Source organism: Frigidibacter sp. MR17.14 (assembly GCF_037095735.1).
Classification (GTDB): Bacteria; Pseudomonadota; Alphaproteobacteria; order Rhodobacterales; family Rhodobacteraceae; genus Frigidibacter.
In genome coordinates this window covers 77,907-100,600 of the sequence record NZ_JBAWKD010000001.1, presented here as the reverse complement: position 1 = coordinate 100,600, position 22,694 = coordinate 77,907, and the positions used below count along the sequence as shown (strand labels likewise).

At 70.5% G+C, this 22,694-nt stretch carries 20 protein-coding genes; 9 read left to right on the top strand and 11 right to left on the bottom strand.

The window, feature by feature from the left end:
* Window positions 1–66: 66 nt before the first annotated feature.
* A complete protein-coding gene (gene mqo, locus V8J36_RS00475) occupies window positions 67–1,740 on the bottom strand; it encodes a malate dehydrogenase (quinone) (RefSeq protein ID WP_336465287.1) in 1,674 nt (557 codons plus the stop codon).
* A gap of 239 nt (window positions 1,741–1,979) precedes the next feature.
* On the opposite strand from mqo, the gene V8J36_RS00470 reads away from it, so the two are divergent.
* Window positions 1,980–3,401: a YcjX family protein gene (locus V8J36_RS00470; RefSeq protein ID WP_336465286.1), complete on the top strand. Its 1,422-nt coding sequence runs from the start codon at window positions 1,980–1,982 to the stop codon at window positions 3,399–3,401.
* On the top strand, window positions 3,398–4,396 hold the full coding sequence (locus tag V8J36_RS00465) for a YcjF family protein (RefSeq protein ID WP_336465285.1): 999 nt from the start codon (window positions 3,398–3,400) through the stop codon (window positions 4,394–4,396). The genes V8J36_RS00470 and V8J36_RS00465 overlap by 4 nt, the downstream gene beginning before the upstream one ends.
* Window positions 4,397–4,782: 386 nt before the next feature.
* Here V8J36_RS00465 and V8J36_RS00460 read toward each other — a convergent pair whose 3' ends face one another.
* On the bottom strand, window positions 4,783–5,205 hold the full coding sequence (locus V8J36_RS00460; protein WP_336465284.1) for a group III truncated hemoglobin: 423 nt from the start codon (window positions 5,203–5,205) through the stop codon (window positions 4,783–4,785).
* A 107-nt stretch (window positions 5,206–5,312) separates the two neighbouring features.
* On the opposite strand from V8J36_RS00460, the gene V8J36_RS00455 reads away from it, so the two are divergent.
* From V8J36_RS00455 to V8J36_RS00445, 3 genes are all read left to right on the top strand, one after another.
* On the top strand, window positions 5,313–5,960 hold the full coding sequence (locus V8J36_RS00455; RefSeq protein WP_336465283.1) for a phosphoribosyltransferase: 648 nt from the start codon (window positions 5,313–5,315) through the stop codon (window positions 5,958–5,960).
* A 293-nt stretch (window positions 5,961–6,253) separates the two neighbouring features.
* The gene (gene ileS / locus V8J36_RS00450) at window positions 6,254–9,199 is read left to right on the top strand and encodes an isoleucine--tRNA ligase (protein ID WP_336465282.1); all 2,946 of its coding nucleotides are present in this window, start codon (window positions 6,254–6,256) and stop codon (window positions 9,197–9,199) included.
* Window positions 9,199–9,666, top strand: coding sequence for a methylated-DNA--[protein]-cysteine S-methyltransferase (locus tag V8J36_RS00445; protein ID WP_336465281.1), 468 nt, complete (start codon window positions 9,199–9,201; stop codon window positions 9,664–9,666). Before ileS ends, V8J36_RS00445 begins: the two co-directional genes overlap by 1 nt.
* Here the strand turns inward: V8J36_RS00445 and V8J36_RS00440 are convergent.
* From V8J36_RS00440 to fsa, 6 genes are all read right to left on the bottom strand, one after another.
* On the bottom strand, window positions 9,663–10,616 hold the full coding sequence (locus V8J36_RS00440; RefSeq protein WP_336465280.1) for a hypothetical protein: 954 nt from the start codon (window positions 10,614–10,616) through the stop codon (window positions 9,663–9,665). The two genes, V8J36_RS00445 and V8J36_RS00440, sit on opposite strands and share 4 nt — an antisense overlap.
* A 106-nt stretch (window positions 10,617–10,722) precedes the next feature.
* Window positions 10,723–11,421 (bottom strand): CDP-alcohol phosphatidyltransferase family protein, encoded by a 699-nt coding sequence (locus V8J36_RS00435; RefSeq protein ID WP_336465279.1) that lies wholly within the window; start codon window positions 11,419–11,421, stop codon window positions 10,723–10,725.
* 57 nt (window positions 11,422–11,478) lie between these two features.
* Window positions 11,479–12,402: a tyrosine recombinase XerC gene (locus V8J36_RS00430; protein ID WP_336465278.1), complete on the bottom strand. Its 924-nt coding sequence runs from the start codon at window positions 12,400–12,402 to the stop codon at window positions 11,479–11,481.
* On the bottom strand, window positions 12,399–13,127 hold the full coding sequence (locus V8J36_RS00425) for a DUF484 family protein (protein ID WP_336465277.1): 729 nt from the start codon (window positions 13,125–13,127) through the stop codon (window positions 12,399–12,401). The genes V8J36_RS00430 and V8J36_RS00425 overlap by 4 nt, the downstream gene beginning before the upstream one ends.
* 138 nt (window positions 13,128–13,265) lie before the next feature.
* Window positions 13,266–14,873, bottom strand: coding sequence for an MHYT domain-containing protein (locus tag V8J36_RS00420; protein ID WP_336465276.1), 1,608 nt, complete (start codon window positions 14,871–14,873; stop codon window positions 13,266–13,268).
* 196 nt (window positions 14,874–15,069) lie between these two features.
* Window positions 15,070–15,723, bottom strand: a complete 654-nt coding sequence (gene fsa, locus V8J36_RS00415) for a fructose-6-phosphate aldolase (RefSeq protein WP_336465275.1) — start codon at window positions 15,721–15,723, stop codon at window positions 15,070–15,072.
* Between the two features lie 104 nt (window positions 15,724–15,827).
* Between fsa and V8J36_RS00410 the strand changes: the two genes are divergently transcribed.
* Complete coding sequence (locus V8J36_RS00410; protein ID WP_336465274.1) at window positions 15,828–18,056, top strand: primosomal protein N'; 2,229 nt, start codon at window positions 15,828–15,830, stop codon at window positions 18,054–18,056.
* Between the two features lie 212 nt (window positions 18,057–18,268).
* Here the strand turns inward: V8J36_RS00410 and V8J36_RS00405 are convergent, their stop codons facing one another.
* The 3 genes from V8J36_RS00405 to V8J36_RS00395 form a co-directional block, all read right to left on the bottom strand.
* Window positions 18,269–19,120: an anti-sigma factor family protein gene (locus V8J36_RS00405; protein WP_336465273.1), complete on the bottom strand. Its 852-nt coding sequence runs from the start codon at window positions 19,118–19,120 to the stop codon at window positions 18,269–18,271.
* Window positions 19,117–19,677 (bottom strand): sigma-70 family RNA polymerase sigma factor, encoded by a 561-nt coding sequence (locus V8J36_RS00400; protein WP_336465272.1) that lies wholly within the window; start codon window positions 19,675–19,677, stop codon window positions 19,117–19,119. The genes V8J36_RS00405 and V8J36_RS00400 overlap by 4 nt, the downstream gene beginning before the upstream one ends.
* 62 nt (window positions 19,678–19,739) lie before the next feature.
* Window positions 19,740–20,129, bottom strand: coding sequence for a COG4315 family predicted lipoprotein (locus tag V8J36_RS00395; RefSeq protein ID WP_336465271.1), 390 nt, complete (start codon window positions 20,127–20,129; stop codon window positions 19,740–19,742).
* A gap of 171 nt (window positions 20,130–20,300) precedes the next feature.
* Here V8J36_RS00395 and V8J36_RS00390 point away from each other — a divergent pair, with 171 nt between their 5' ends.
* The 3 genes from V8J36_RS00390 to V8J36_RS00380 all read left to right on the top strand — a co-directional run bounded on the left by V8J36_RS00390 (window position 20,301) and on the right by V8J36_RS00380 (window position 22,651).
* Complete coding sequence (locus V8J36_RS00390; protein ID WP_336465270.1) at window positions 20,301–20,882, top strand: adenylate kinase; 582 nt, start codon at window positions 20,301–20,303, stop codon at window positions 20,880–20,882.
* 79 nt (window positions 20,883–20,961) lie between these two features.
* Window positions 20,962–21,615 carry a peptide-methionine (S)-S-oxide reductase MsrA gene (msrA, locus tag V8J36_RS00385; protein ID WP_442902449.1) on the top strand — a complete coding sequence of 218 codons (654 nt, stop codon included), beginning with the start codon at window positions 20,962–20,964 and terminating at the stop codon, window positions 21,613–21,615.
* A gap of 154 nt (window positions 21,616–21,769) precedes the next feature.
* Complete coding sequence (locus V8J36_RS00380; protein ID WP_336465269.1) at window positions 21,770–22,651, top strand: 50S ribosomal protein L11 methyltransferase; 882 nt, start codon at window positions 21,770–21,772, stop codon at window positions 22,649–22,651.
* The last annotated feature ends 43 nt before the right edge of the window (window positions 22,652–22,694 follow it).

The window sequence follows — 22,694 nt, the reverse complement described above, 5'->3', positions numbered from 1 at the left end:
CTCAACCTCTTCGGCTTGGCACAAATACTCCGGGAGGCCGGGGGGCAGGGCCCCCCGCCGCCGGGCTCACAGCGCCATGTCCGCCACCGGCACCAGCCGGCCCTCGGCCGCGGCGCCCAGGCGACGCAGCGGCCCGATCTGCGGTGCCGCGATCTCGAGCTTCAGCGCCTCGCCGGTCTGCGACCATTCCTCGGCCACGACCTCGGGCTGCTCGTCCAGCGCCGCGCCGCCGCCGGGCACGATCTTCTCGAGCACCGCCGCCCATTTGGGCGAGGCGACCCGCTCGGGGAAGACCTTGCGCAGCAGGCTGACCATGATCGGTGCCGCGGTCGAGGCGCCGGGCGAGGCGCCCAGCAGCGCCGCGATCGTGCCCTCGGCATCGCTGACCACCTCGGTGCCGGGTTTCAGCACGCCGCCCTTGCCGGGTTCGTGCTTGATCACCTGCACCCGCTGGCCCGCCTGCCACAGCCGCCAGTCCTCGTCCTTCGCGCCGGGGAAATAGTCACGCAGCGCCGCCATCCGGTCGTCCTTCGACATGGCCAGCTGCTGCGCCAGATAGCGCACGAGATCGAAGTTGCGGGTGCCGACGTTCAGCATCGGCAGCAGGTTCGCGGGCGTCATCGAGCCCGGCAGATCCAGCAGCGAGCCTTCCTTCAGGAACCGGGTCGAGAAGGTCGCGAAGGGCCCGAACAGCAGCACGCGCTTGCCATCTAGGATCCGGGTGTCGAGATGGGGCACCGACATCGGCGGCGCGCCGGTGGGTGCCTTGCCATAGGCCTTGGCCATGTGCCGCTCGACCACCTCGGGCGTCTCGCAGACAAGGAACGAGCCGCCGACCGGGAAGCCCGCGTAGGGCCGCGCCTCGGGGATGCCCGACATCTGCAGCACCGGCAGCGAGCCGCCGCCCGCGCCGATGAAGACGAAGCGCGCCCGCACCCGGTGCTGTTCGCGCCGGCGGCCGCCTCGGCGGGAGTATTTCACTTCCCACAGCCCGTCGGCGCCGCGCTTCAGCCCGCTGACCTCGGTCGCGCAGGACAGCGAGAAGCCCGGCTGGGCGCGCAGATGCGCGATCGACTGGCGGGTGATCTCGCCGAAGTTTACGTCGGTGCCCTGCGGCGCCCAGGTCGCGGCGACCGGCTGGGCGGGGTCGCGGCCCTCCATCATCAGGGGCACCCAGTCCGCGATCTCGGCCGGATCGGTCGAGAACTTCATGCCGGCGAACAGCGGGTGGCCGTCCAGCGCGGCATGGCGGCGGCGCAGGAAATCGACGTTCTTCTCGCCCCAGACGAAGCTGACATGCGGGGTCGAGCGGATGAAGCTCTGCGGATCGGACAGCACGCCACGCTCGACCTGGTGGGCCCAATAGCGGCGCGAGACCTGGAAGCTTTCGTTGATGTGCAGCGCCGACTCGATCCGCACGGTTCCGCGGTCGTCCTCGGGCGTGTAGTTCAGCTCGCACAGCGCCGAATGCCCGGTTCCGGCGTTGTTCCAGCCGTTCGAGCTTTCCATCGCCACTTCGTCCAGCCGCTCGACCATGTGGATGGTCCAGTCGGGCTCGAGCTCGTTCAGCATCACGCCGAGCGTGGCACTCATGATGCCGCCGCCGATCAGCAGCACATCGACGATGCGCGGGGCGTCGGTGTTGGCGGCGGCCTGCGACGGGGCGTGATCGTTGGCCGGTGCGGGGGGGCGGGCGGGGGTGCGACGGGCGGGCGTCTTCACCGGGGAGGGGTTAGACAAAATCCAGATCTTTCGCAGTTTCCTTCTCTCCCCGGGTCCGGACCTATCCCTGTGACAGGGGTGCGACAAGTGACCACAATGCGGACCAGATATGCGCTGAATGCATAGGTTCGCTGCGCGGTATGCATATGTACGCCAAGTATTCCGCTTTGCCCGCGCGCCGTGCCTCGCGCTGCCCGTGCCCTGTTCCTCGCGGTCCTTCGCCCCTATGTTTCAACGAGGTGGCAAGAGGGGTGGACGTGCTCGGCATCGGTGATCTGGCGGATGGAGTGGCCCGCAGCGTCGAGACGCTGGGCGCGCAGGTGTCCGAGGCCTTCTTCGAGCCGGTGATTCGGCTGGGCGTCACCGGCCTCAGCCGGGCGGGCAAGACGGTGTTCATCACCTCGCTGGTGGCGAACCTGCTGGATCGCGGGCGGATGCCGCAGCTGCGCGCGGCGCAGGACGGCACGATCCGGTCGGTGTTCCTGCAGCCGCAGCCCGACGTCACGGTGCCGCGCTTCGATTACGAGACGCATCTGGCGGCGATGACCGGCCCGGCGCCGCACTGGCCCGACAGCACCCGCGCGGTCAGCGAGCTGCGCCTGTCGTTCAAGGTGCAGTCGGCGGGGCTGATGGGCAGCCTGCGCGGGGTGCGGACCGTGCATCTCGACATCGTCGACTATCCGGGCGAGTGGCTGCTGGATCTTGGCCTGATGGAACAGACCTACGAGGACTGGGCGGCCGAGGTGCTGGGCCGGATCTCGTCGCGGCCCGAGGCGGCGGAGTTCCTTGCGCGCGCGGGCGGCGTCGATCCCTCGGGCGCGATGGACGAGCAGATGGCGAAGGGCCTGGCGGAAAGCTTCGCGGGCTACCTGCAGGCGGCGCGGAAGGCGGGCTGGTCGGATTGCACGCCGGGGCGGTTCCTGCTGCCCGGCGAGATGGCGGGCTCGCCCGCGTTGACCTTCGCGCCGCTGATGAAGCCGGCCGGATCTCCTGCCCGCGCCAGCCTCTGGCGCGAGATGGACCGCCGGTTCGAGGCCTACAAGTCCAGGGTCGTCAAACCCTTCTTCCGCGATCACTTTGCCCGGATCGACCGGCAGGTGGTGCTGGTCGATGCGCTGGGCGCGATCCATGCCGGACCGCGTGCGGTCGAGGATCTGCGCCGCGCGATGGCCGACATCCTGTCCGCCTTCCGGCCCGGCACCGGGTCCTGGCTGCTGTCACTGCTGGGCGCCAAGCGGGTCGAGCGGATCCTCTTCGCCGCGACCAAGGCCGACCATCTGCACCACAGCCAGCATCCGCAGCTGACCGCCATCGTCTCGGCGCTTTTGCGCGAGGCCAAGGACCGCGCCGATTTCGCCGGCGCCCGGACCGAGGCGATGTCGATCGCGTCCTTGCGCGCCACGGTCGAGGAAGAGATCGAACATCACGGCCGGACGCTGCCCGCGGTGCGCGGGCGGCTGGCCAGCGGCCGGCAGGCGGCGTTCTGGCCCGGCGAGCTGCCCGGCGACCCCGCGCAGCTGCTGGTGCCGGCGCGGCAGGGGGCCGAGCATTGGCTCGATGCCGATTACGGCGCGATGGCCTTCCTGCCCGCGGCGATCCACCTCAAGCCCGGCGAGGGGCCGCCGCACATCCGGCTCGACCGCGCCGCGGAGTTCCTGATCGGAGACCGGCTGTCATGACCGAGCGCCGCCAACCGGTGATCCTTGACCGCGACGAGACCGGCCCGAGCCCGGCCGAGGCGCCGCCGGTGCCCGACGAGGGCCTGCCCGACGGCCGCGCCATGCAGATCGCGGCGCGGATCGCCGCGCGCCCGCCCTCGCGGCTGGCGAAATTCTTCTGGGCCTCGACAGGGGCGCTGCTGTCCTTCCTGGTGACGATCGCCGCCTGGCGCTTCGTCGAGGGGCTGATGGCGCAGTATCCGACGCTGGGCTGGATCGCGACCGTGCTCTTCGGGCTGTTCCTGGCCGCGGCGCTGGGCCTTGCCCTGCGCGAGCTTGCGGCCTTCGCGCGGCTGGCGCGGCTCGACCGGCTGCAGGCGCTGGCGGCGCAGGCGGTGCGGACTTCTGATCTGAAGGCCGCGCGCGAGGTGTCGGGGCGGATGGCCTCGCTTTACGCGGGGCGGCCCGAACTGGCCTGGGGCCGCGACCGGCTGGCAGCGCGCACGCCCGAGGTGCTGGATGCCGACGGGCTTCTGGATCTGGCCGAGGCCGAGCTTCTGGGCCCGCTCGACCAGGCGGCGCGGCGCGAGATCGAGGCCTCGGCCCGCACCGTCGCCACGGTGACGGCGGTGGTGCCGCTGGCGCTGGCCGATGTGGTGACGGCGCTGGCGACGAACCTGAAGATGATCCGCCGCATCGCCGAGATCTATGGCGGCCGCGCGGGCACGCTGGGCTCGCTGCGGCTGATGCGCGCGGTCTTCACGCATCTGGTGGCGACGGGCGCCGTGGCGGTGGGCGACGACGTGATCCACACCGTGGCGGGCGGTGGGCTGCTGGCGAAACTGTCGCGGCGCTTCGGCGAGGGGATCGTGAACGGCGCGTTGACCGCGCGGGTCGGCGTCGCCGCGATGGACGTCTGCCGGCCGCTGCCGTTCCGCGCCCTGCCGCGCCCGAAGGTGTCGAACCTGATCGGCCGCGGCCTCGCCGGGCTGTTCCCGACCGGCAAGGACGCCTGATCCCCATTTCCCCAACCGTGACCGGGCAGCGGTTCGGGCTCATTCCGTCGGGGCCGGCAGTCTCCGGTGCTTCTGATCGTCACAAGGTCCGGCTCGGCCCCTGCGCGGCGCCCGTGCCGCCGCCCGAGGGCAGGCCATCGCCCGACGGCCGTGCCGGGCGTCGCAACCCGGGGCGGCGCTGCAAGGCAGCCGGGGGCAGGGGCGGCGGCGCGAGCCGAGGGGGGCCGCTTTCCGGGGCGTCGCCTCCCAAGCACGCGGCGCGGGATCTGGCACCGGTCTCTCCGGGCCGTTCCGCAAATGAGGGCGCGGGCGGTCACCGTCCGCCGCCATCGTCGCCGACCCGGTGCCGCTGGCCCGCCCCCGCCCGCGGGTCCCTCGGGCGGCGCTCAGCGCAGGATCGGCACACCGCCCTTCGAGGGCGTCTCGACCAGCCCGAAGCGCAGCCCCTGGCCGATGCGATGGGCGAGCGCCGACCAGGCGGCGGCGGTCTCGGGCGGCAGCTCGGCCGCCAGCGTGCGGTCGAAGAGCGCGAGCCAGGGCTCGAACATCCCCGGCCGGACATTGCCCGCCCGCAGATGCGCGGCCATGGGCGAGCCCTCGTAGCCGCGCTCCATCAGGATCGCGTTCTTCCAGAACCCGGCGATCTTGGCCTCATGCGCCGGCCAGTCCGCGACATGGGCGGCGAAGACCGGGCCCAGCAAGGGATGCACCCGCACCCCCGCGTAGAAGCGGGCGACCACGCGCTCGATCTCGGCGCCGGTGATCGGGAAACGCGGCGGCAGGCCAGAGGTGGGAGCAGTGTCGGACATCGGCGGGTCTCCTTGCCCCCGAGATAGGCGGCTCCGCGCGCCCCCACAAGCGGCTTGCGGCGGTGGCGCCACGGGGTTCAATGCGGCGGAAGCAGGGGGCAGGGCGCATGGAAGAGGTCTGGCAGGAGATCCATCAGGGGCGGCCCGAGGGCGTGCAGCCCGACCAGCAGTCCTATGTCGCGACGGTCGGCGCAGGGCAGATCCTGCTGCCGGTGCGCCCGCTGCCCGAACCCGGGCAGGCCGTGGTGTCGCTGATCCTCAACCAGGCGAGCTTCGCGGTCCTCGACCTCATCGCCGATGCCCTCGCCGCGCGCCTCGCCCCGCTGGCCCCCGAGGTCGTGGTCGCCGTCCCGACCCTCGGCCTGCCGCTGGCCGAAGCCGTCGCGCGCCGCCTCGGCCATCCGCGGCTCGTGGCACTCGGCTATTCGCGGAAGTACTGGTATGACGACGCGCTCTCGGTGCCGGTCTCATCGATCACCACCCCCGATCAGGCCAAACGCCTCTATCTCGATCCCCGCACGTTGCCCCGCCTGCAAGACCGCCGGATCGCGGTGATCGACGATGTGCTGTCCTCGGGCCGGTCGATGGCCGCGGCGCTCGACCTGCTCGCCCGCGCCGCGTCGCCGCCCGTCGTGATCGGCGCCGCGATGCTGCAGGGCACGCACTGGCGCGCCCGGATCGCGCCCCCGGTCGTCACCGCCTTCGCCACCCCCCGCCTGATCCTGCGCGACGGCCTCTGGACCCCGGAGCCCTGACCGCGCTTTCGCATTGGCCCAAATATCCCGGGGGAGCGCCGCAGGCGCTGGGGCAGAGCCCCCTTCGCGGCCCTTGCCGCCCCGCGCCGCCTTTCCTATAAGGCGCAGCATGATCCGGACGGCCGCATATCGCCCCGCGCGCCACGCGCGAATTACCGGCCCGGCGCTCTGATCGTCAGGGCCGCCGGGTAAAGCCTTGTCCGGGACCTCGCGCGCCGCAGCGCCGGTCCTGCCCGAAGACCCGATCCGGGGTCCTGCGCGACCCCCCGCTTCTGCCCAAGGATGATACGCCGATGTGCGCCGACACCACCGCCGACACCAGCGTTGACGGGACTGCTCCCGACTACCGCGACACCGTCTTCCTGCCCGAGACCGCCTTCCCGATGCGCGCGGGCCTGCCGCAGCGCGAGCCGGGCTGGCTGGCGCGCTGGGCCGAGATCGGCGTCTACGACCGCCTGCGCGAAAAGGCGGGCCGCACCCCCTTCACGCTGCATGACGGCCCCCCCTATGCCAACGGCCACCTGCACATCGGCCACGCGCTGAACAAGGTCCTGAAGGACATGGTCGTGCGCAGCCAGCAGATGATGGGCCGCGACGCGCGCTATGTTCCGGGCTGGGACTGCCACGGTCTGCCGATCGAGTGGAAGATCGAGGAGCAGTACCGCGCCAAGGGCCTGAACAAGGACGATGTCGACGTGGTCGACTTCCGGCAGGAATGCCGGCGCTTCGCCGAGGGCTGGATCGACATCCAGCGCGAGGAGTTCAAGCGCCTCGGCGTCACCGGCAACTGGGCCGATCCCTACCTGACCATGGACTTCCACGCCGAGGCGGTGATCGCGCAGGAATTCATGAAGTTCCTGATGAACGGCTCGCTCTACCAGGGCTCGAAACCCGTCATGTGGTCGCCTGTCGAGAAGACCGCCCTGGCCGAGGCCGAGGTCGAATACCACGACCACACCAGCCACATGATCTGGGTGCGGTTCCCCATCGTCGACGGTGCCCCCGCCGACATGGCCGGCGCGCGGGTCGTGATCTGGACCACCACCCCTTGGACGATCCCGCAGAACCGTGCCGTGGCCTTCGGCCCCGCGATCGCCTACGGGCTCTACGAGGTCACCGGCCGGCCCGAGCAGAGCCAGGCCACGATCGGCGAACGGCTGGTGCTGGCCGATGCGCTGGCCGCTCAGGTCTTCGCCCAGGCCAAGCTCGACGACACGATGGTGCGCCGCCTGCGCGATGTGACGGCCGAAGAGCTGGGCGCGCTGACCCTTGCCCACCCCTACCGCGGGATCGAGGGCGGCGCCGGCGAGTGGGACTTCGACGTGCCGATGCTGCCGGGCGATCACGTGACCGACGACGCGGGCACGGGCTTCGTGCACACTGCGCCCTCGCACGGTGACGACGACTATCAGCTGGGCCTGAAATTCGGCCTGCCGATGACCTACAATGTCGAGCCGGACGGGTCCTACCGCGCCGATCTGCCGGTCTTCGGCGGGCAGGCGATCATCCTGCCCGATGGCAAGGAGGGGCCGGCCAACGTCTCGAACATCAAGGCGCTGGCCGGGCAGGGGGCGCTGTTCGCCAAGGGCAAGCTGAAGCACTCGTATCCGCATTCCTGGCGCTCGAAGGCGCCGCTGATCTACCGCAACACGCCGCAGTGGTTCGTCGCTATCGACCGCGATCTGAACGACGGCATGGACACCTACGGCCAGACGATCCGCACCCGCGCGCTGAACTCGATCAACCAGCTTGTCGAGTGGACCCCGGCCGGCGGCCGCAACCGCCTGCATTCGATGATCGAGAGCCGCCCCGACTGGGTGCTGTCGCGCCAGCGCGCCTGGGGCGTGCCGCTGACCTGCTTCGTGAAGAAGGGCGCCAAGCCCACCGATCCCGATTTCCTGCTGCGCGACGCCGCGGTCAACGACCGCATCGCCGCCGCCTTCGAGGCCAAGGGCGCGGATGTCTGGTATGTGCAAGGGTTCAAGGAAGAGGTGCTGGCCGGCATCGTCGATCCGTCGGATTACGACCAGATCTTCGACGTGCTCGACGTCTGGTTCGATAGCGGCTCGACCCATGCCTTCGTGCTGCGCGACCGCAAGGACGGGACCGAGGACGGGCTCGCGGACCTCTACCTCGAGGGCACCGACCAGCACCGCGGCTGGTTCCATTCCTCGATGCTGCAGGCCTGCGGCACCAAGGGCCGCGCGCCCTATCGCGGCGTGCTGACCCACGGCTTCACGCTGGACGAGAAGGGCATGAAGATGTCCAAGTCGCTTGGCAACACCGTGGCGCCGCAGCAGGTGATCGACGAATACGGCGCCGACATCCTGCGGCTCTGGGTGGCGCAGTCGGATTACACGGTCGACCTCCGGATCGGCAAAGAGATCCTGAAGGGCACCGCCGACAGCTACCGTCGCCTGCGCAACACGCTGCGCTTCCTGCTGGGCTCGCTCAACGGCTTCACCGAGGCCGAGCGCGTGGCACCGGAAGAGATGCCGGAACTGGAGCGCTGGGTGCTGCACCGGCTGGCCGAGCTGGATGCCGAGGTCCGCAAGGGCTATGCCGCCTATGACTTCCAGGGCGTTTTCCAGAAGCTCTTCACCTTCTGCACGCTCGACCTGTCCTCGGTCTATTTCGACATCCGCAAGGACGCGCTCTATTGCGACGCGCCGGGCTCGATCCGCCGCCGTGCCGCGCGGACGGTGATGGACCTGTTGTTCCATCGCCTCGTCACCTGGCTGGCGCCGGTGCTGGTCTTCACCATGGAAGAGGTCTGGCTGGAACGCTTCCCGGGGGACACCTCGTCGGTGCATCTGGAAGACATGCCCGAGACGCCCGCCTCTTGGCTGAACCCCGCGCTTGCCGGGAAATGGGACGGCATCCGCCGCACCCGCCGCGCCGTCACCGCGGCGCTGGAAGTGCAGCGCACCGCGAAGGTGATCGGCGCCAGCCTCGAGGCCGCGCCGGTGGTGCATGTCGAGGATGCCGAGCTGCTCAAGGCGCTGAAGTCGGTCGATTTCGCCGAGGTCTGCATCACCTCGGCCCTCGCGCTGACCGCCGATGCGATCCCGGCCGAGGCCTTCCGCCTGCCCGACGTGCCGGGCGTGGGCGTGGTCTTCGAGGCGGCCGAGGGCGAGAAATGCGGCCGCTGCTGGCAGATCCTGCCCGACGTCGGCAGCCATGCCCATGCCTGCACCTGCGCGCGCTGCGACGCCGCGCTGACCGCCGCGGGCAAGTGATGGCCACGCTGGCGGTGGGCAGTCCCTACGGGCGGCTCACCGTCACCGAGGCGAACGGGCGGATCACGCATCTGCGCTGGGGCGGGCCTGACGAGGGCCCGCCCTCGGCGCTTCTGGTCGAGGCCGCGGCGCAGCTTCAGGCGTATTTCGACGGTCGGCTGCGGGTCTTCGACCTGCCGCTGGACCTTGGCACCGGCTTCGCCGCGCGGTTCCGGCAGGCGCTGATCGACATCCCCTTCGGGCAGACCCGAAGCTATGGCGAGATCGCCCGCGATCTTGGCATCAGCGCGCAGGCGGCGGGGCAGGCCTGCGGCGGCAATCCGATCCCGATCATCGTGCCCTGCCACCGTGTGCTGGGCACCGGCCACCTTGGCGGCTTCTCGGCCCCCGGCGGGGTCGAGACCAAGATCGCACTTCTGCGCCACGAGGGGACGGAGATCCCCGGTCAGGGCGGGCTGCTGCTTTAGGCGGCCTTGGCTTCCTTGGCGCGCTTCACCGCACGCTCGACGGCGTTGGTCACGTCGAGATGGCCGGACAGTTCGGTGTTGGTGTGATGCCAGGCGCCCGGGATCGCGAAGTCGATCTCGATGTCCTTGTCCGAGTTCATCTCGCCGTAGCGGTCGTCCTCGCCCATGATCGTGATCGGCGTGAAGCCCTTCGGCAGCGCGACGCGGGTCGAGATCTGGATCACGGTCAGGCTCTTGGCCAGCTGCGCGGCCTTGGCGGGCTGGGTATCGGCCAGGATCGACAGCGCGTCCGAGATGACGATGTTGCCCTTGGAATGCCCCACCAGCGTGTCGATCGGATGCGCGGCGAGGATCGCGGCCACGGTCTTGGCGTCCTGCGCGCCGGCGATCCCGTCGAGGTCAGGGATCTTGGCATAGGCGAAGGTAGAGCCCTGCGGGCGCGACATCAGGTCCACCGCCTCGAACTGGTGGCGGGTCGGCATCAGCCGGCTGAACCAGAGCATGCCGCCCATCGCCTCGGTCATCAGGTCCGACAGGCCGTAACCCGAGACCACGGCCAGCACCGGCGCATCCAGCGCGTCGCCCACGTTGCGCGCAAAGGCCGCGGCCCCCAGCGCCGACGAGCCGCCGCCGGCGACGATCAGCGCCCTGCAGGTCTGCGCCTGCCGCGAGGCGCGGAAGTCGTCGTAGTGATCGAAGCGCTCGACGTCGGGGTGGTCGGAGTTGCCGACCAGCAGGACCGAGCCGGGGGCGGCGTAGCGGGGCGCGAGTTCGGCCGCCTCGTTGTGGTGCAGCTTGTCGAGGTCGTAGAGCAGCCAGTCGATCATCGCGTTGCGCTCGCGCGGCAGTTCGAGCACCGCCTCGCGCAGCGGGTTCGGCCGGTTGGCCTGGTCGGCCATGGTCATCATCCGCGCGGTCTGCGCGGCGTTGAGGATCGCGAGGGACTGCATGAAGGACTCCCGTTGGCTGCCGTGCCCGCAGGATGATCCTGTTTCCGCGCTGCGGCAAGGGGATGCTGAAAAGGCGCGCCGCGTCACGAACACGGCTGCGCGAGGGCTATCCGGCGCTGCGCTTTGGGAACAGTTCCTGCACGATCCCCGCCAGCAGCAGATAGAGCGACGTGATGACCAGCCCCCAATGCGCCCAGCTTTGCGGGTCGAAATCGACCCAGGCGGCCCAGCCGGCGAAGAAGGTCCACCCCAGCGCCATCGGCAGCGACAGCGCCCGCCAGCGCTCGGTCCGGACCGGGTGGATGAATTTCAGGTTCAGGAACATCGCGATCGCCAGTGCCACGACCAGCGCCAGCGTGATCAGGAACGGCGGCTTCAGTGCAAACAGCACGAGAACCACCATGTTCCAGCAGCCGGGGAAGCCCGCGAAGCTGTTGTCCTTGGTCTTCATCCGGGTGTCGGCGAAGTAGACGACCGAGCCGTAGACGATGACGATGATCGCGATCCAGCCCGTCCAGCCGGGCAGGATGCCGGATTTGAACAAAGCGTAGGCCGGGATGAAGACATAGGTCAGGTAGTCGACGATCAGGTCCATCAGGACGCCGTCATAGGTCGGGAAGTTCGTCTTCACGTCGTAGCGGCGGGCCAGCGGCCCGTCGATCCCGTCGACGAAAAGCGCGACCACCAGCCACAGGAACATCATCGCCCACTGGCCTTCGACCGCGGCCAGAAGGGCAAGCATCGACAGCACCGCGCCGGTGGCGGTCAGCAGGTGGACGGAAAGGGCCTTGAGGCGCAGCGACATGTCACCCTGATGACTGAAAAGTGAGGGCGGCGCAACCGCAGCCCTCGGGACCGGCGGTCAGGCCCGGGGATGGGCGGTGGCGTAGACCTCCATCAGCCGCGCGGCATCGACGGCGGTGTAGGTCTGCGTGGTGGAAAGCGATGCGTGGCCCAGAAGTTCCTGAATCGTGCGCAGATCGCCGCCCGCGGACAGAAGATGGGTCGCGAAACTGTGGCGCAGGGCATGGGGGGTCGCCGTCGCCGGCAGGCCAAGACCCATGCGCGCCGTCTCCATCGCCTTGGCGACCATCCGCCCGTTCAGCGGCCCACCACGGGCGCCGCGGAACAGGGGCCCCGCGCGCTCGACCGGGAAGGGCGCGACGGCCAGATAGGCCGCGACCGCGCGGCGGGCGGCGGGCAGCACCGGCACCAGCCGCTCCTTGCCGCCCTTGCCGCGGATCCTGAGCACCTCGGGCAGCGGCGCGTCGGCGCCGGTCAGGCCCAGCGCCTCGGAGATCCGCAACCCGCAGCCCCAGAGCAGCGTCAGCACCGCGGCGTCGCGGGCGGCGACCCATGGCTCGCGCGCCTGCACCTCGACCGCCTCGATCATCGCGCGGGCGGCCTCGGGGGCCAGCGGGCGGGGCAGGGGCTTCTTGAAGCGCGGGGTGCGGGCCGACAGGACCACGGTCGCATCGAACCCTTCGCGGTCCGACAGCCAGCGGTAGAAGCTGCGCACCGAGGACAGCTGGCGCGCCAGCGTGCGCGCGCCGATGCCGCGGCCGCGTTCGTGCGCCATCCAGCTGCGCAGGTCGGTGGCGGTGATCCGGCCCAGCGGCGCGATCGCGACCGGGCCGTCCCAGTGCATGGCGAGGAACGACAGGAATTCCAGCACGTCGGCGCGATAGGCGGTGACGGTGCGCGGGGCGGCGCCCTCGAGCGCGCCCAGATGCGACCCCCAGTGTTCCAGCGCGTCGCGCGTCGCCGGGGCGAGCGCGAAGCTCATGCCAGCCAGCGGCGCATCGCCCGCTCGAAGCAGCCGGCGAAGAAGGCCAGAAGGTCGGTGCCCTGCGAGGGTTTGAAATGGTGCGGGTCTTCCGAGCCCATCACCAGCATCCCCGGCAACCGCCCCGGCCCGAGGTCGAGCTTCAGCACCGCTTCCGAGCGGATCCACTCGGCCTTGGCGCCATAGACGCCGTCGGCGGTGGGGGTGGTCTGGCGCAGCACGACCTCGCGCACCGCACCGTTGCGGGGGCCGCGCATGTAGGCGGTGGCGAAGCCCGGCTCGGCGATGCACAGAACCTCGCCCAGATGCGCCAGCGCCGGCTCGTCCGCCGACTGGCGGCTTTCCAGCACCAGCCGCAGCGCGTCGAGGCGCAGCACTTCCGGAAGCCCGTCCTCGAGCACGGCGAGGAACTCTTCGAAGTTCGCGGGTTCCAGCACGCGCAGGACGGCGCGGTGGATCTGGGTGGTGCCGGCGAGATTTTCATAGGCCGCAGCGATGACCGAGCGATGCGTGTCCTCGAGCCGGTCGAGCCGCTGTTCGAGCCGCGCCATGGCGATGCCGCGCAGGTCGACGATGTTGGCGCCCATCGCGCGCTCGTTGGCCGAGACCAGCGCCGCCATCAGGTCGCGGTCCTCGAGTACCACCTCGGGCTGGGCCAGCACCAACGCCCTGAGCCGGGCCGCGACGGTTTCGGGAGGTTCGGTCGTCTGGGCGGTTTCCGCCATGCCTGCATCCTTTCGCTGCCCGCGGGCCGGTTTCCGGCCTCGTTGCGCGCAGGGTAGCGGGGCGGGGGGCGCGCGTCCATCGGGGCGCCGCCCGTCGCCGCCCGCTGCTGCGGATCGGCAACGGGCCGGGCGGGGCTCTCAGTAGGCCAGTCGCAGCATCGTGCGGGTGGCGGGCGCGGCGCTCAGCCGCGAGGGGGCGGCGGTGCGGCGCGATTGCGTCGGCGGCGGCGGTTCGGCCAGCGCGCTTTCGGGCAGCCAGACGGTGAAGACCGTGCCTTCGCCAAGCCGGCTCTTGACGCTGATCTCGCCGCCATGCGCCGCCGCGATCTTGCGGCAGATCGCAAGGCCGAGGCCGGTGCCGCCCTCGGACCGGCTGTCGGCGTTCTCGAGCTGCTGGAAGGCCACGAAGATCCGTTCGAGATCCTTCTCGGCGATGCCGCGGCCCTGATCCTCGACGATCAGCGAGAAGCCGCCGCGTTCGTATTTCGCGCGCAGGATGATGATCGGCGAGCGCGAGAACTTCACCGCGTTGCCGACGAGGTTGATCAGAATCTGCAGGCAGCGCCGGCGGTCGGCCATCGCGGTGATCTGGTCGCAGGCGACATGCAGCGCGATCTGCTTCTGCGCGGCAAGGCCTTGGAACTGGTCCTCGACCTCTGCCAGAAGCCCGCCCACGTCGAATCGTTCGGGGGTGATCGTGCCGTCGCCCAGCTCGAAGCTGCTGTAGTCGAGGATCTCGTTGATCAGCGTCAGCAGGTGCTGGGCCGAGGCGTTGATCTTCTGGCCGTAGGTTTCGGCCTGGCCGACGACGCGGGCCAGCTGCTGCTCGAGCGGCAGCGGCGCGGCCCCGCCCGCCACGCGCTTGGCCTCGACATCCTTCAGCTGCGCGAGGATCGTCGAATAGCCCATCACGATGGTCAGCGGCGTGCGCAGCTCGTGGCTGAGCACGCTCATGAATTCGGACTTGATGCGGCTGGCCCGTTCGGCGGCGTTGCGCGCCTCGGTCAGCTCGGCGATGTTGGCCATCCGGGTGCGTTCCAGCGCGAAGCTGAACAGCGCCCCCAGCATGATCAGGATCGCGATCCCGGCGACGGCCAGCGCCAGCGTGCCAAGGGCCGAGGGGTTGACGTAGTCGCCCGCGATGTCGAGCGGCAGGATCTGGAAGGCGGCCATGCCGGTGAAATGCAGGGCCACTATTGCCAGGGTCATCACTCCGGCCATGCGCCAGGTGCCGTCGCGCCCGCCGCGGCGGCCCTGCATCAGCGCCAGCGCCGACAGCGACACGCCCAGCACGATCGACAGGGCCAGATAGGGTTCCTGCCATTCGACCAGTCCGCGCACCCGGTAGGCGATCATGCCAGAGTAGTGCATGGCCGAAATCGCGAGGCCGAAGATCGCGCCGCCGATCGCCGGGGCGAGGCGCAGCGGGATCATCGCTGCGAAGAGGATGCCCGCGACGCTGCCCAGCACCGCGATCAGCAGCGACAGCAGCGTCAGCGTCAGGTCGAAGCTTACCGGAACCTCGGGGCGGAAGCCCAGCATGGCGACGAAATGGGTGCCCCAGATCGTGACCCCGGCTGTCGAGGCCGCGAGCAGCGACCAGGGCAGGGCCTTGTCGCGCGGGCGGTTGCTGGTCTGGCTGAAAAGGCGCGCCGTCACCCAGCTTCCGAAGGCGCAGACCAGGGCGGCAAGCAGCACAAGGCGGGCGTCATGCTGGACTGTCAGGCACGAGAGGATCGTCATCATCCGCGGTACTCCGCAAAATCGTTCACACTGCAACAGTTCCTGCGGGTGATGACGATTTTGAGGCCGAGGTTTGTCTATTTGCGGTTGCGCCGGTTTCGCGACCTTTCCGCCAGCGTTGCGCGCTTCCCGTGAAAGGCGACTGCCGGCCCCGCGAGGGGGCCGGCAGCGTGCAGCGTCCTGGTCTGTCGCGTTGGCCTCAGAGGATGCTCTGACCGGTGGCGGCCCAGTCCTTGTTGAACTGCTCGAGCCCCTTGTCGGTCAGGATATGGTTCGCCATGGCCTTGATCACCGCGGGCGGCGCGGTCATCACGTCGGCGCCGATGCGCGCGCATTCGATCGCATGGTTCACGGTGCGGACCGAGGCCGCGAGGATCTCGGTCTGGAAGTCGTAGTTGTCGTAGATGGTGCGGATGTCGTTGATCAGCTCGCAGCCGTCGATGCCGTTGTCGTCGAGCCGGCCGACGAAGGGCGAGATGAAGGCCGCGCCCGCCTTGGCGGCGAGCAGCGCCTGACCGGCCGAGAAGCAGAGCGTGACGTTGACCATCTTGCCCTCGGATGCGAAAGCCTTGCAGGCGGTCAGGCCGGCCCAGGTCAGCGGCACCTTGATCGCGATGTTATCGGCAATGGCGGACAGTTTCATGCCCTCGGCGATCATGTCCTTGGCCTCGGTGGCCACGACCTCGGCCGAGACCGGGCCTTCGACCAGGTCGCAGATCTCCTTGGTGACTTCGAGGATGTTGCGCCCCGACTTCAGGATCAGCGACGGGTTGGTGGTCACGCCATCGACCATGCCGAGCGCGTGCAGCTCTTTGATCGCGGCGATGTCGGCGGTATCGACGAAGAATTTCATGGCCAGCCTCCTTAAGGCGGGGGCGCCGTCCGGGGCCCCCCTGACAATTCGTCGCCCTGATAGCGCAAACGCGTGCTCATCGGAAGCCCCGGGGGCGGCCGCGCATGGCTGAACGCGGGCTTTTCGACAGTTTCGATGCCGGGCCGCCGCCAGACTTCGCCGAGGGCGCGCGCGTGGCGGTGCTGACGGCCGAGCCGGTGGGGCGAGTGCTCGACTACCTCGCGCCCGAGGGGGGCTGCGACGCGGGGGCCTATGTGGCCGTGCCGCTGGGGCCGCGGCTGGTGATGGGCGTGGTCTGGGGGCCGGGCGAGGGCGGCTTCGACGCGGCCAAGCTGCGCCGGGTGAACCGGGTGCTGGAAGCGGCCCCGATGCGGCCCGAACTGCGCGACTTCCTGATCCGGGCCGCGGATTACACGCTGACCGCGCCCTCGGCGATGCTGCGGCTGGCGACGCGGGCGCCGGGGCTGGGCGAGCCGCCGGGGGTGCGGATGCTCTACCGCGCCACAGGCCATGTGCCCTCGCGGATGACCGAGCCGCGCGAGCGCGTGCTCGAGGCGCTGGCCGAGTATGACGGCGCGGCACTGACGCTGACCGAGATCTCGGTGGCCTCGGGCGCCTCGAGCTCGGTGATCAAGGGGCTGGTCAAGGCGGGCGCGATCGACGAGGTCGAGGCGCCGCGCGACCAGCCCTATCCGCGGCTCGATCCCGACCGGCCCGGCAAGGCGCTGGCCGAGGATCAGGCGGCGGGGGCTGCGCGGCTGGCCGAGGCGGTGCGGTCCGATCGCTATGGCACGACGCTGCTGAAGGGCGTCACCGGCTCGGGCAAGACCGAGGTCTATCTGGAAGCGGTGGCGGAATGCCTGCGCGCCGGGCGGCAGGCGCTGGTGCTGCTGCCCGAGATCGCACTGACCGCCGAGTTCCTGACCCGTGTCGAGGCGCGCTTCGGCGCGCGGCCCGCGGAATGGCATTCGGGCGTGACCCAGACCGAGCGGCGACGGGTCTGGCGCATGGTGTCCGAGGGGCAGGCGCAGATGGTGATCGGCGCGCGATCTTCCCTTTTCCTGCCTTTCCGCGACCTCGGGCTGATCGTTGTCGACGAGGAACATGACGGATCCTACAAACAGGAGGATGGCGTCCTCTACAACGCGCGCGACATGGCGGTGCTGCGCGCGGTGGGCGCGCAGGCGCAGGTGGTACTGGCCTCGGCGACGCCCTCGCTCGAAACCTGGGTGAATGCCGACCAGGGGAAATACGCGCGCATCGATCTTGCCTCGCGCTTCGGCGCCTCGGTCCTGCCCGAGATGGCGGCGATCGACATGCGCGAGGAACGGCTCGAGGCCTCGACCTGGATCTCGCCGACGCTGGCCAAGGCGGTGGCGGCGCGGGTGGCGGCGGGCGAGCAGGCGCTGCTGTTCCTGAACCGCCGGGGCTTTGCCCCGGTGACGATCTGCCGGGCCTGCGGGCACCAGATCGGCTGCGATCACTGCGACGCGCGGATGGTCGAGCACCGCTTTCAGAAGCGGCTCGTCTGCCACCAGTGCGGCGAGACGAAGCCGGTGCCGCAGGCCTGCCCCTCGTGCCAGGTCGAGGGCAAGCTGGCCCCGGTCGGGCCGGGCGTCGAGCGGCTGGCCGAAGAGGTCGCGGCGAAATTCCCCGAGGCCCGCGTCGCGGTCCTGTCTTCTGACCTCTTCGGCTCTGCCCGGGCGCTGAAGCAGGCGATTACCGACATCGCGGCGGGGGCGGCGGACATCATCATCGGCACGCAACTGGTGGCGAAGGGGCACAATTTCCCGCTGCTGACGCTGGTCGGCGTGATCGACGCCGACCTCGGGCTGCAGGGGTCGGACCTGCGCGCGGCGGAAAAGACCTTCCAGCTGATGCGGCAGGTGGCGGGCCGGGCGGGGCGGGCCGAGAAGCCGGGCGTTGCGCTGTTGCAGACCTTCCAGCCCGAGCATCCGGTGATCCGCGCAATCCTCTCGGGCGATGAAGAGGGCTTCTGGCGGGCCGAGGCCGAGGGGCGCCGCGCCGCCGGAATGCCGCCCTTCGGGCGGATGGCAGGGATCATCCTGTCCTCGCCCGATCTCGCGCAGGTCCATGATCTGGGCGCCGAACTCGCGCGCCGGGCCGAGCCCTTGCGCCGGATCGGGGCCGAGGTCTGGGGACCGGCCCCGGCCCCGATCGCGCGGGTCCGCGGGCGGCACCGGATCCGGCTGCTGGTCAAGGCCGCGAAGGGCGCACCGTTGCAGGCCGCGATCGCGGACTGGATCGCGCAGGTGAAGGTTCCGACGAACACCCGCCTTGCCGTCGACATCGACCCGCAAAGCTTCCTTTGAGCGGGTTTCTGCAAGACACGGCCTGATCTCTGCTTCTTTCACCCTCGTGGGCGTTGGATAAGTGCTGCAACTGGCGCTGCCACTGCAGCGTCTGCGGCGGGATTTCACCCGCGGCGGAACAGATGATCTGCGCGGTCTGTCGGACGCCTGCGGGTTCGAAACGGTTGGGCGTGGTCGGATCGGCGGGACCGCGCGCCGTAAGCCTTCAGCGATCAGCCAAGCTGGGCGTGGATGGCAGTGGCCAGATCCTCGACCACCCGGCGCGGGAACTGCCCCACCACGGCATAGCCCATGCCGCGGTCCACCCACCAGAAGCCCTGCATCCCGTCCTTGTCGACGAAGCGGAAGGCGGTCTCGCCGCCCTCGGGCTGCGGCGCGACATACAGCGTCGCGCGGCGGCCCTGATCGTCCTCGTAAAGGAACATGGCCGCCACCCGGTCCATCGGGCCGTTGTCCATCGGCAGCACCCGGCCGCCCATCAGGCGGAAGCCGAGCGCGCCCAGATCCGGCGCGGCGATCTCGTGGCCGAGCCGCTTCGACAGCCAGCGCTCCAGCTGCGGGCGGTCGTCGCCGGTGACCTCGACCGCGCGCACCTTTTCGACCGAGAAGGCCTCGTGCGCGCGCATCGCCGCGGTCATCGGGGCCGCCTGCTGGGCGGGCGCATAGCGCGCGGCCCCCCAGCCGCCGGCGGCGCCCACCGTCACCAGCACGACCGAGGCTGCCAGCCGGCGCAGCGCGCCGAAATCGCGCCGCGCGCGCGGCGGCGGGGCAGGGCGGGCGGCGGCGCGCAGGGGCGCGCGCAGCGGCGCCTCGGCCCGGCGCGCGGCCTCGAGCGCGGCGGCCATGCGGTCGGGCAGCGGTTCGCTGACCACCGGGTCGTAAAGGGCGGCCAGCGCGTCGTCCTGCGCATCCCAGTCGGCCAGCATGTCCTGCGCGGCGGGATCGCGGGCGACGCGGGCCTGAAGGTCGCGCGTCTCGGCCGCGCCCAGGCGGCCATGCCTGAGCGCGATCAGGGCCAGATCCCCGACCCGTTCACCGTTGCGTTCCCGTTCGTCGCCGCTCATCCCGGCCCGCTCCCGTCCCTGAGCCGCCCCATCCGCCGGGGATCGGGCGTCTCGTCCGTCATCTCGCGCAGCGCCGCCCGCGCCCGACCGAGGCGCGAGACCAGCGTGCCCTCCGGCACATCGACCACCGCCGCCGCCTCGGACAGGCTCAGCCCTTCGAGCGCGACCAGCAGCAGCGCCTGGCGCTGCTCGTCCGGCAGGCGGCGCATCGCCGCCTCGACCTCGCGCAGGCGCAGGTGGCCCTCCTGTCCGCCGCTGACCGGCGGGTCGGGCAGGATCTCGGTCTGCACCAGCCGGATCCGCGCCGCCTGCCGGCGCAGCCCGTCGCGGTGCAGGTTGACCATGATCCGGAACAGCCAGCCCTTCAGCGAGCCCTCGCCGCGCCATTGCGCCCGCGTCGCCAGCGCCCGTTCCAGCACGTCCTGCACCAGATCGTCTGCGGCGGTGGCATCGCCCAGCATGGCGCGGGCATGGCGGCGCAGCGCAGGCAGAAGCGCCGCGATCTCATCGATCGCGACGCCTGCCGTTCCGCCGTCGCCGCTGCCCCCGCGCGCCACGTCCGCTGGTCCTTCCCGCCTTGTCCCCGGGGCGCGGCAGGCCTCCCCGAGAACTTGGCGCCTCAGGGCTTGGCCACGTGCCACACGCCGTTCATCCCGTCGCCGGTGGTGTCCCCGGCGGCCTTGTCCTTGGCCCATGTGTAGAGCGGCATGCCCTTGTGCGTCCACTGCTTCGCGCCGTCCTTGCGCTCGGTCACCCCGAAGTCGCCGCTGGCCTTGGCATCGGCCGCCGCCATCGCCGGCGGCCAGTTCATCGCGCATTTGTCATAGCAGTCGGACATGCCGCCCTTGTCCTTGTCGAAGGTGTAAAGCGTCATCCCGTGCGGATCGGTCAGGACCTCGCCCATCGCGGTCTTGCCCATCATCGGCATTTCCATGCCGCCCATGCCCTCGGCCAGGGCCGGACCGGCGATCGCCAGTGCCAGCGCGGCGCCCAGAAGTTTCGCGTGCATCTCGTCTCTCCCGTTGAACGGGCCCCTGTCATCGGGTCCCGTCAGCAACGACGCGCGGATCGCCGCCGCCATCCCGCGATCACGCAGTGGTGAAGGGGGGCGTGGGGCTCGCCCGACGGGTCAGGCCGTGTTACCAATTTGCTGCAAAGGCGACTCGCGAGGGATGGTGCGGTGCGGATACTGGTGATCGGGGCCAGTGGTTCGGGAAGCTCAACGCTGGGGCGCGCGCTTGCGGGCGCGCTCGAGACCCAGCATTTCGAGGTCGACGACTTTTTCTGGCTGCCGACCGATCCGCCCTTCCAGAACCGCCGCCCGCCCGAGGAACGCGTGCGCCTGATGCAGGCGATGGTGCTGCCGCGGTCGGACTGGGTGATGTCGGGCTCGCCCATCGGCTGGGGCGACCGCGCGGTGATCCCGCGGCTGACCCATGCGATCTTCGTGACGCTCGACCCGCAGGTGCGGATGGCGCGGCTCGCCCGGCGCGAGCGGGTGCGCTACGGCGACCGCATCGACCCCGGCGGCGACCGCGAGGCGAGCTATCAGGGCTTCATGGACTGGGCCGAGGGCTATGACCGCCCGGACTTCCCGCAGCGCAGCCGCCGCAGTCACCTGTGCTGGCTGGACGAGCTGAGCTGCCCGGTGCTGCAGCTGGACGTGACGCAGGGGCGCGACACCGTGTTGCGCCGGGCGCTCGACTGGTTGGGGCAGGGGGCGCCGGCCGCGCGCGAAGCCGGACGGATCGCGCGGTCCTGATCGCCGCCCTCTGGCGCATCGCGCGCGGCGTGCCTACATCTTGGCGGACCCTGACACCCTGACGCTATCGGAGGATGCGATGCTGAACATGCTTTTCGGCAAGCCGGTCGAGCTGCCCACGGCCGCAGAGGCGCTGCCCGGCCGCCCGGACCCGATCCCGACGGCCGAGACCCATTTCCTGTCCGGCCTGCCGCTGAAATCCCCGGTGCCCGAGGGCATGGCCGAGGCGATGTTCGGCATGGGCTGCTTCTGGGGCGTCGAGCGGATCTTCTGGACCACCCCCGGCGTCTGGCTGACCCGCGTCGGCTATGCCGGCGGGCCGACCCCGAACCCGACCTACCGCGAGGTCTGCTCGGGCCTGACCGGGCACAACGAGGTCGTGCAGGTGATCTTCGACCCGGCGGTGATCAGCTACGAGCAGCTTCTGAAGGTGTTCTGGGAAAACCACGACCCCACCCAGGGCATGCGGCAGGGCAATGACCGCGGCACCCAGTACCGTTCGGGCATCTACACCTATGCGCCAGAGCAGGAGGCGACAGCCCGCGCCACCCGCTCCAAATACGCGGGACAGCTGGCCGCGGTGGGCTATGGCGCGATCACGACCGAGATCCTGTCCGCGCCCGAGTTCTTCTATGCCGAGGACTACCACCAGCAGTATCTGGCGAAGAACCCCGACGGCTACTGCGGCATCGGCGGCACCGGCGTGAGCTGCCCGATCGGGCTTGCTGTCTGAGCATCGCACCGCAGGCCTGCGTTCGGCTTGGCTGAAATACTCCGGGGGTCCGGGGGCAGCGCCCCCGGCCTTGCCACACCTCGCGCCCATTGACCGCCTGCGCCGCTGGCCCTAAGGCCCGTCCTGCATCCCATCGCAGGACACGAGGCCCGCCATGACCACCTTCACCGCCCTGACCACGCTTGCCGGCCGCGAACCCGCCGAGGCGCTCGGCGAGGCGATGGAGGACATGGAGCCCGAGCCCACCGGGGTTGGCGTCTTCGAGATCGAGGATGGCTCGGGCCGCTGGGAAGTGGGCGGCTACTTCCTCGAGCGTCCGGACGATGTCGAGCTGACGCTTCTGGCCGCGGCCTTCGGCGCCCAGCCCTTCGTCGTCTCGGAAGTGCCCGAAACCGACTGGGTCGCCCATGTCCGCCGCGACCTGCACCCGATCGAGGCCGGCCGCTTCTTCATCTACGGCGCCCATGACGCCGAGAAAGTGCCCGCCGCCGCGCTGCCGCTGCTGATCGAGGCCGCGATGGCCTTCGGCACCGGCCACCACGGCACCACGCAGGGCTGCCTGCTGGCGCTCGACCGTCTGGTGACCGAGGGTTTCACCGCGCGATCCGTCGCCGACATCGGCTGCGGCACCGCGGTGCTGGCCATGGCCGCCGCCCGCGTCTGGGACGACGCCGCCACGCCCGAGATCGTCGCGACCGACCTCGACCAGATCGCGGTCGAAACGGCGGTGGCCAATGCCGAGGCCAACGGGCTGGGCGCACGGCTGACCTGCTTCGAGTGCCCCGGCTTCGAGCATCCCTCCTACGAGGGCCGCCGCTTCGACCTGATCTTCGCCAACATCCTCAAGGGCCCGCTGATCGAGCTGGCGCCCTCGGTCGCGGCCCATGCCGCGCCGAACGCCCGCGTGATTCTGTCGGGCATCCTGAACCCGCAGGCCGACGAGACGCTCGCGGCCTATGTGGCCGAGGAATTCACCCTCGTGCGGCGTGACGAAATCGGCGAGTGGACGACATTGGTTCTGGCGGCGAAACCCTAAACAGATACATCTTTTCGGATTTCGCACCGTCCCTCAGGGTGAT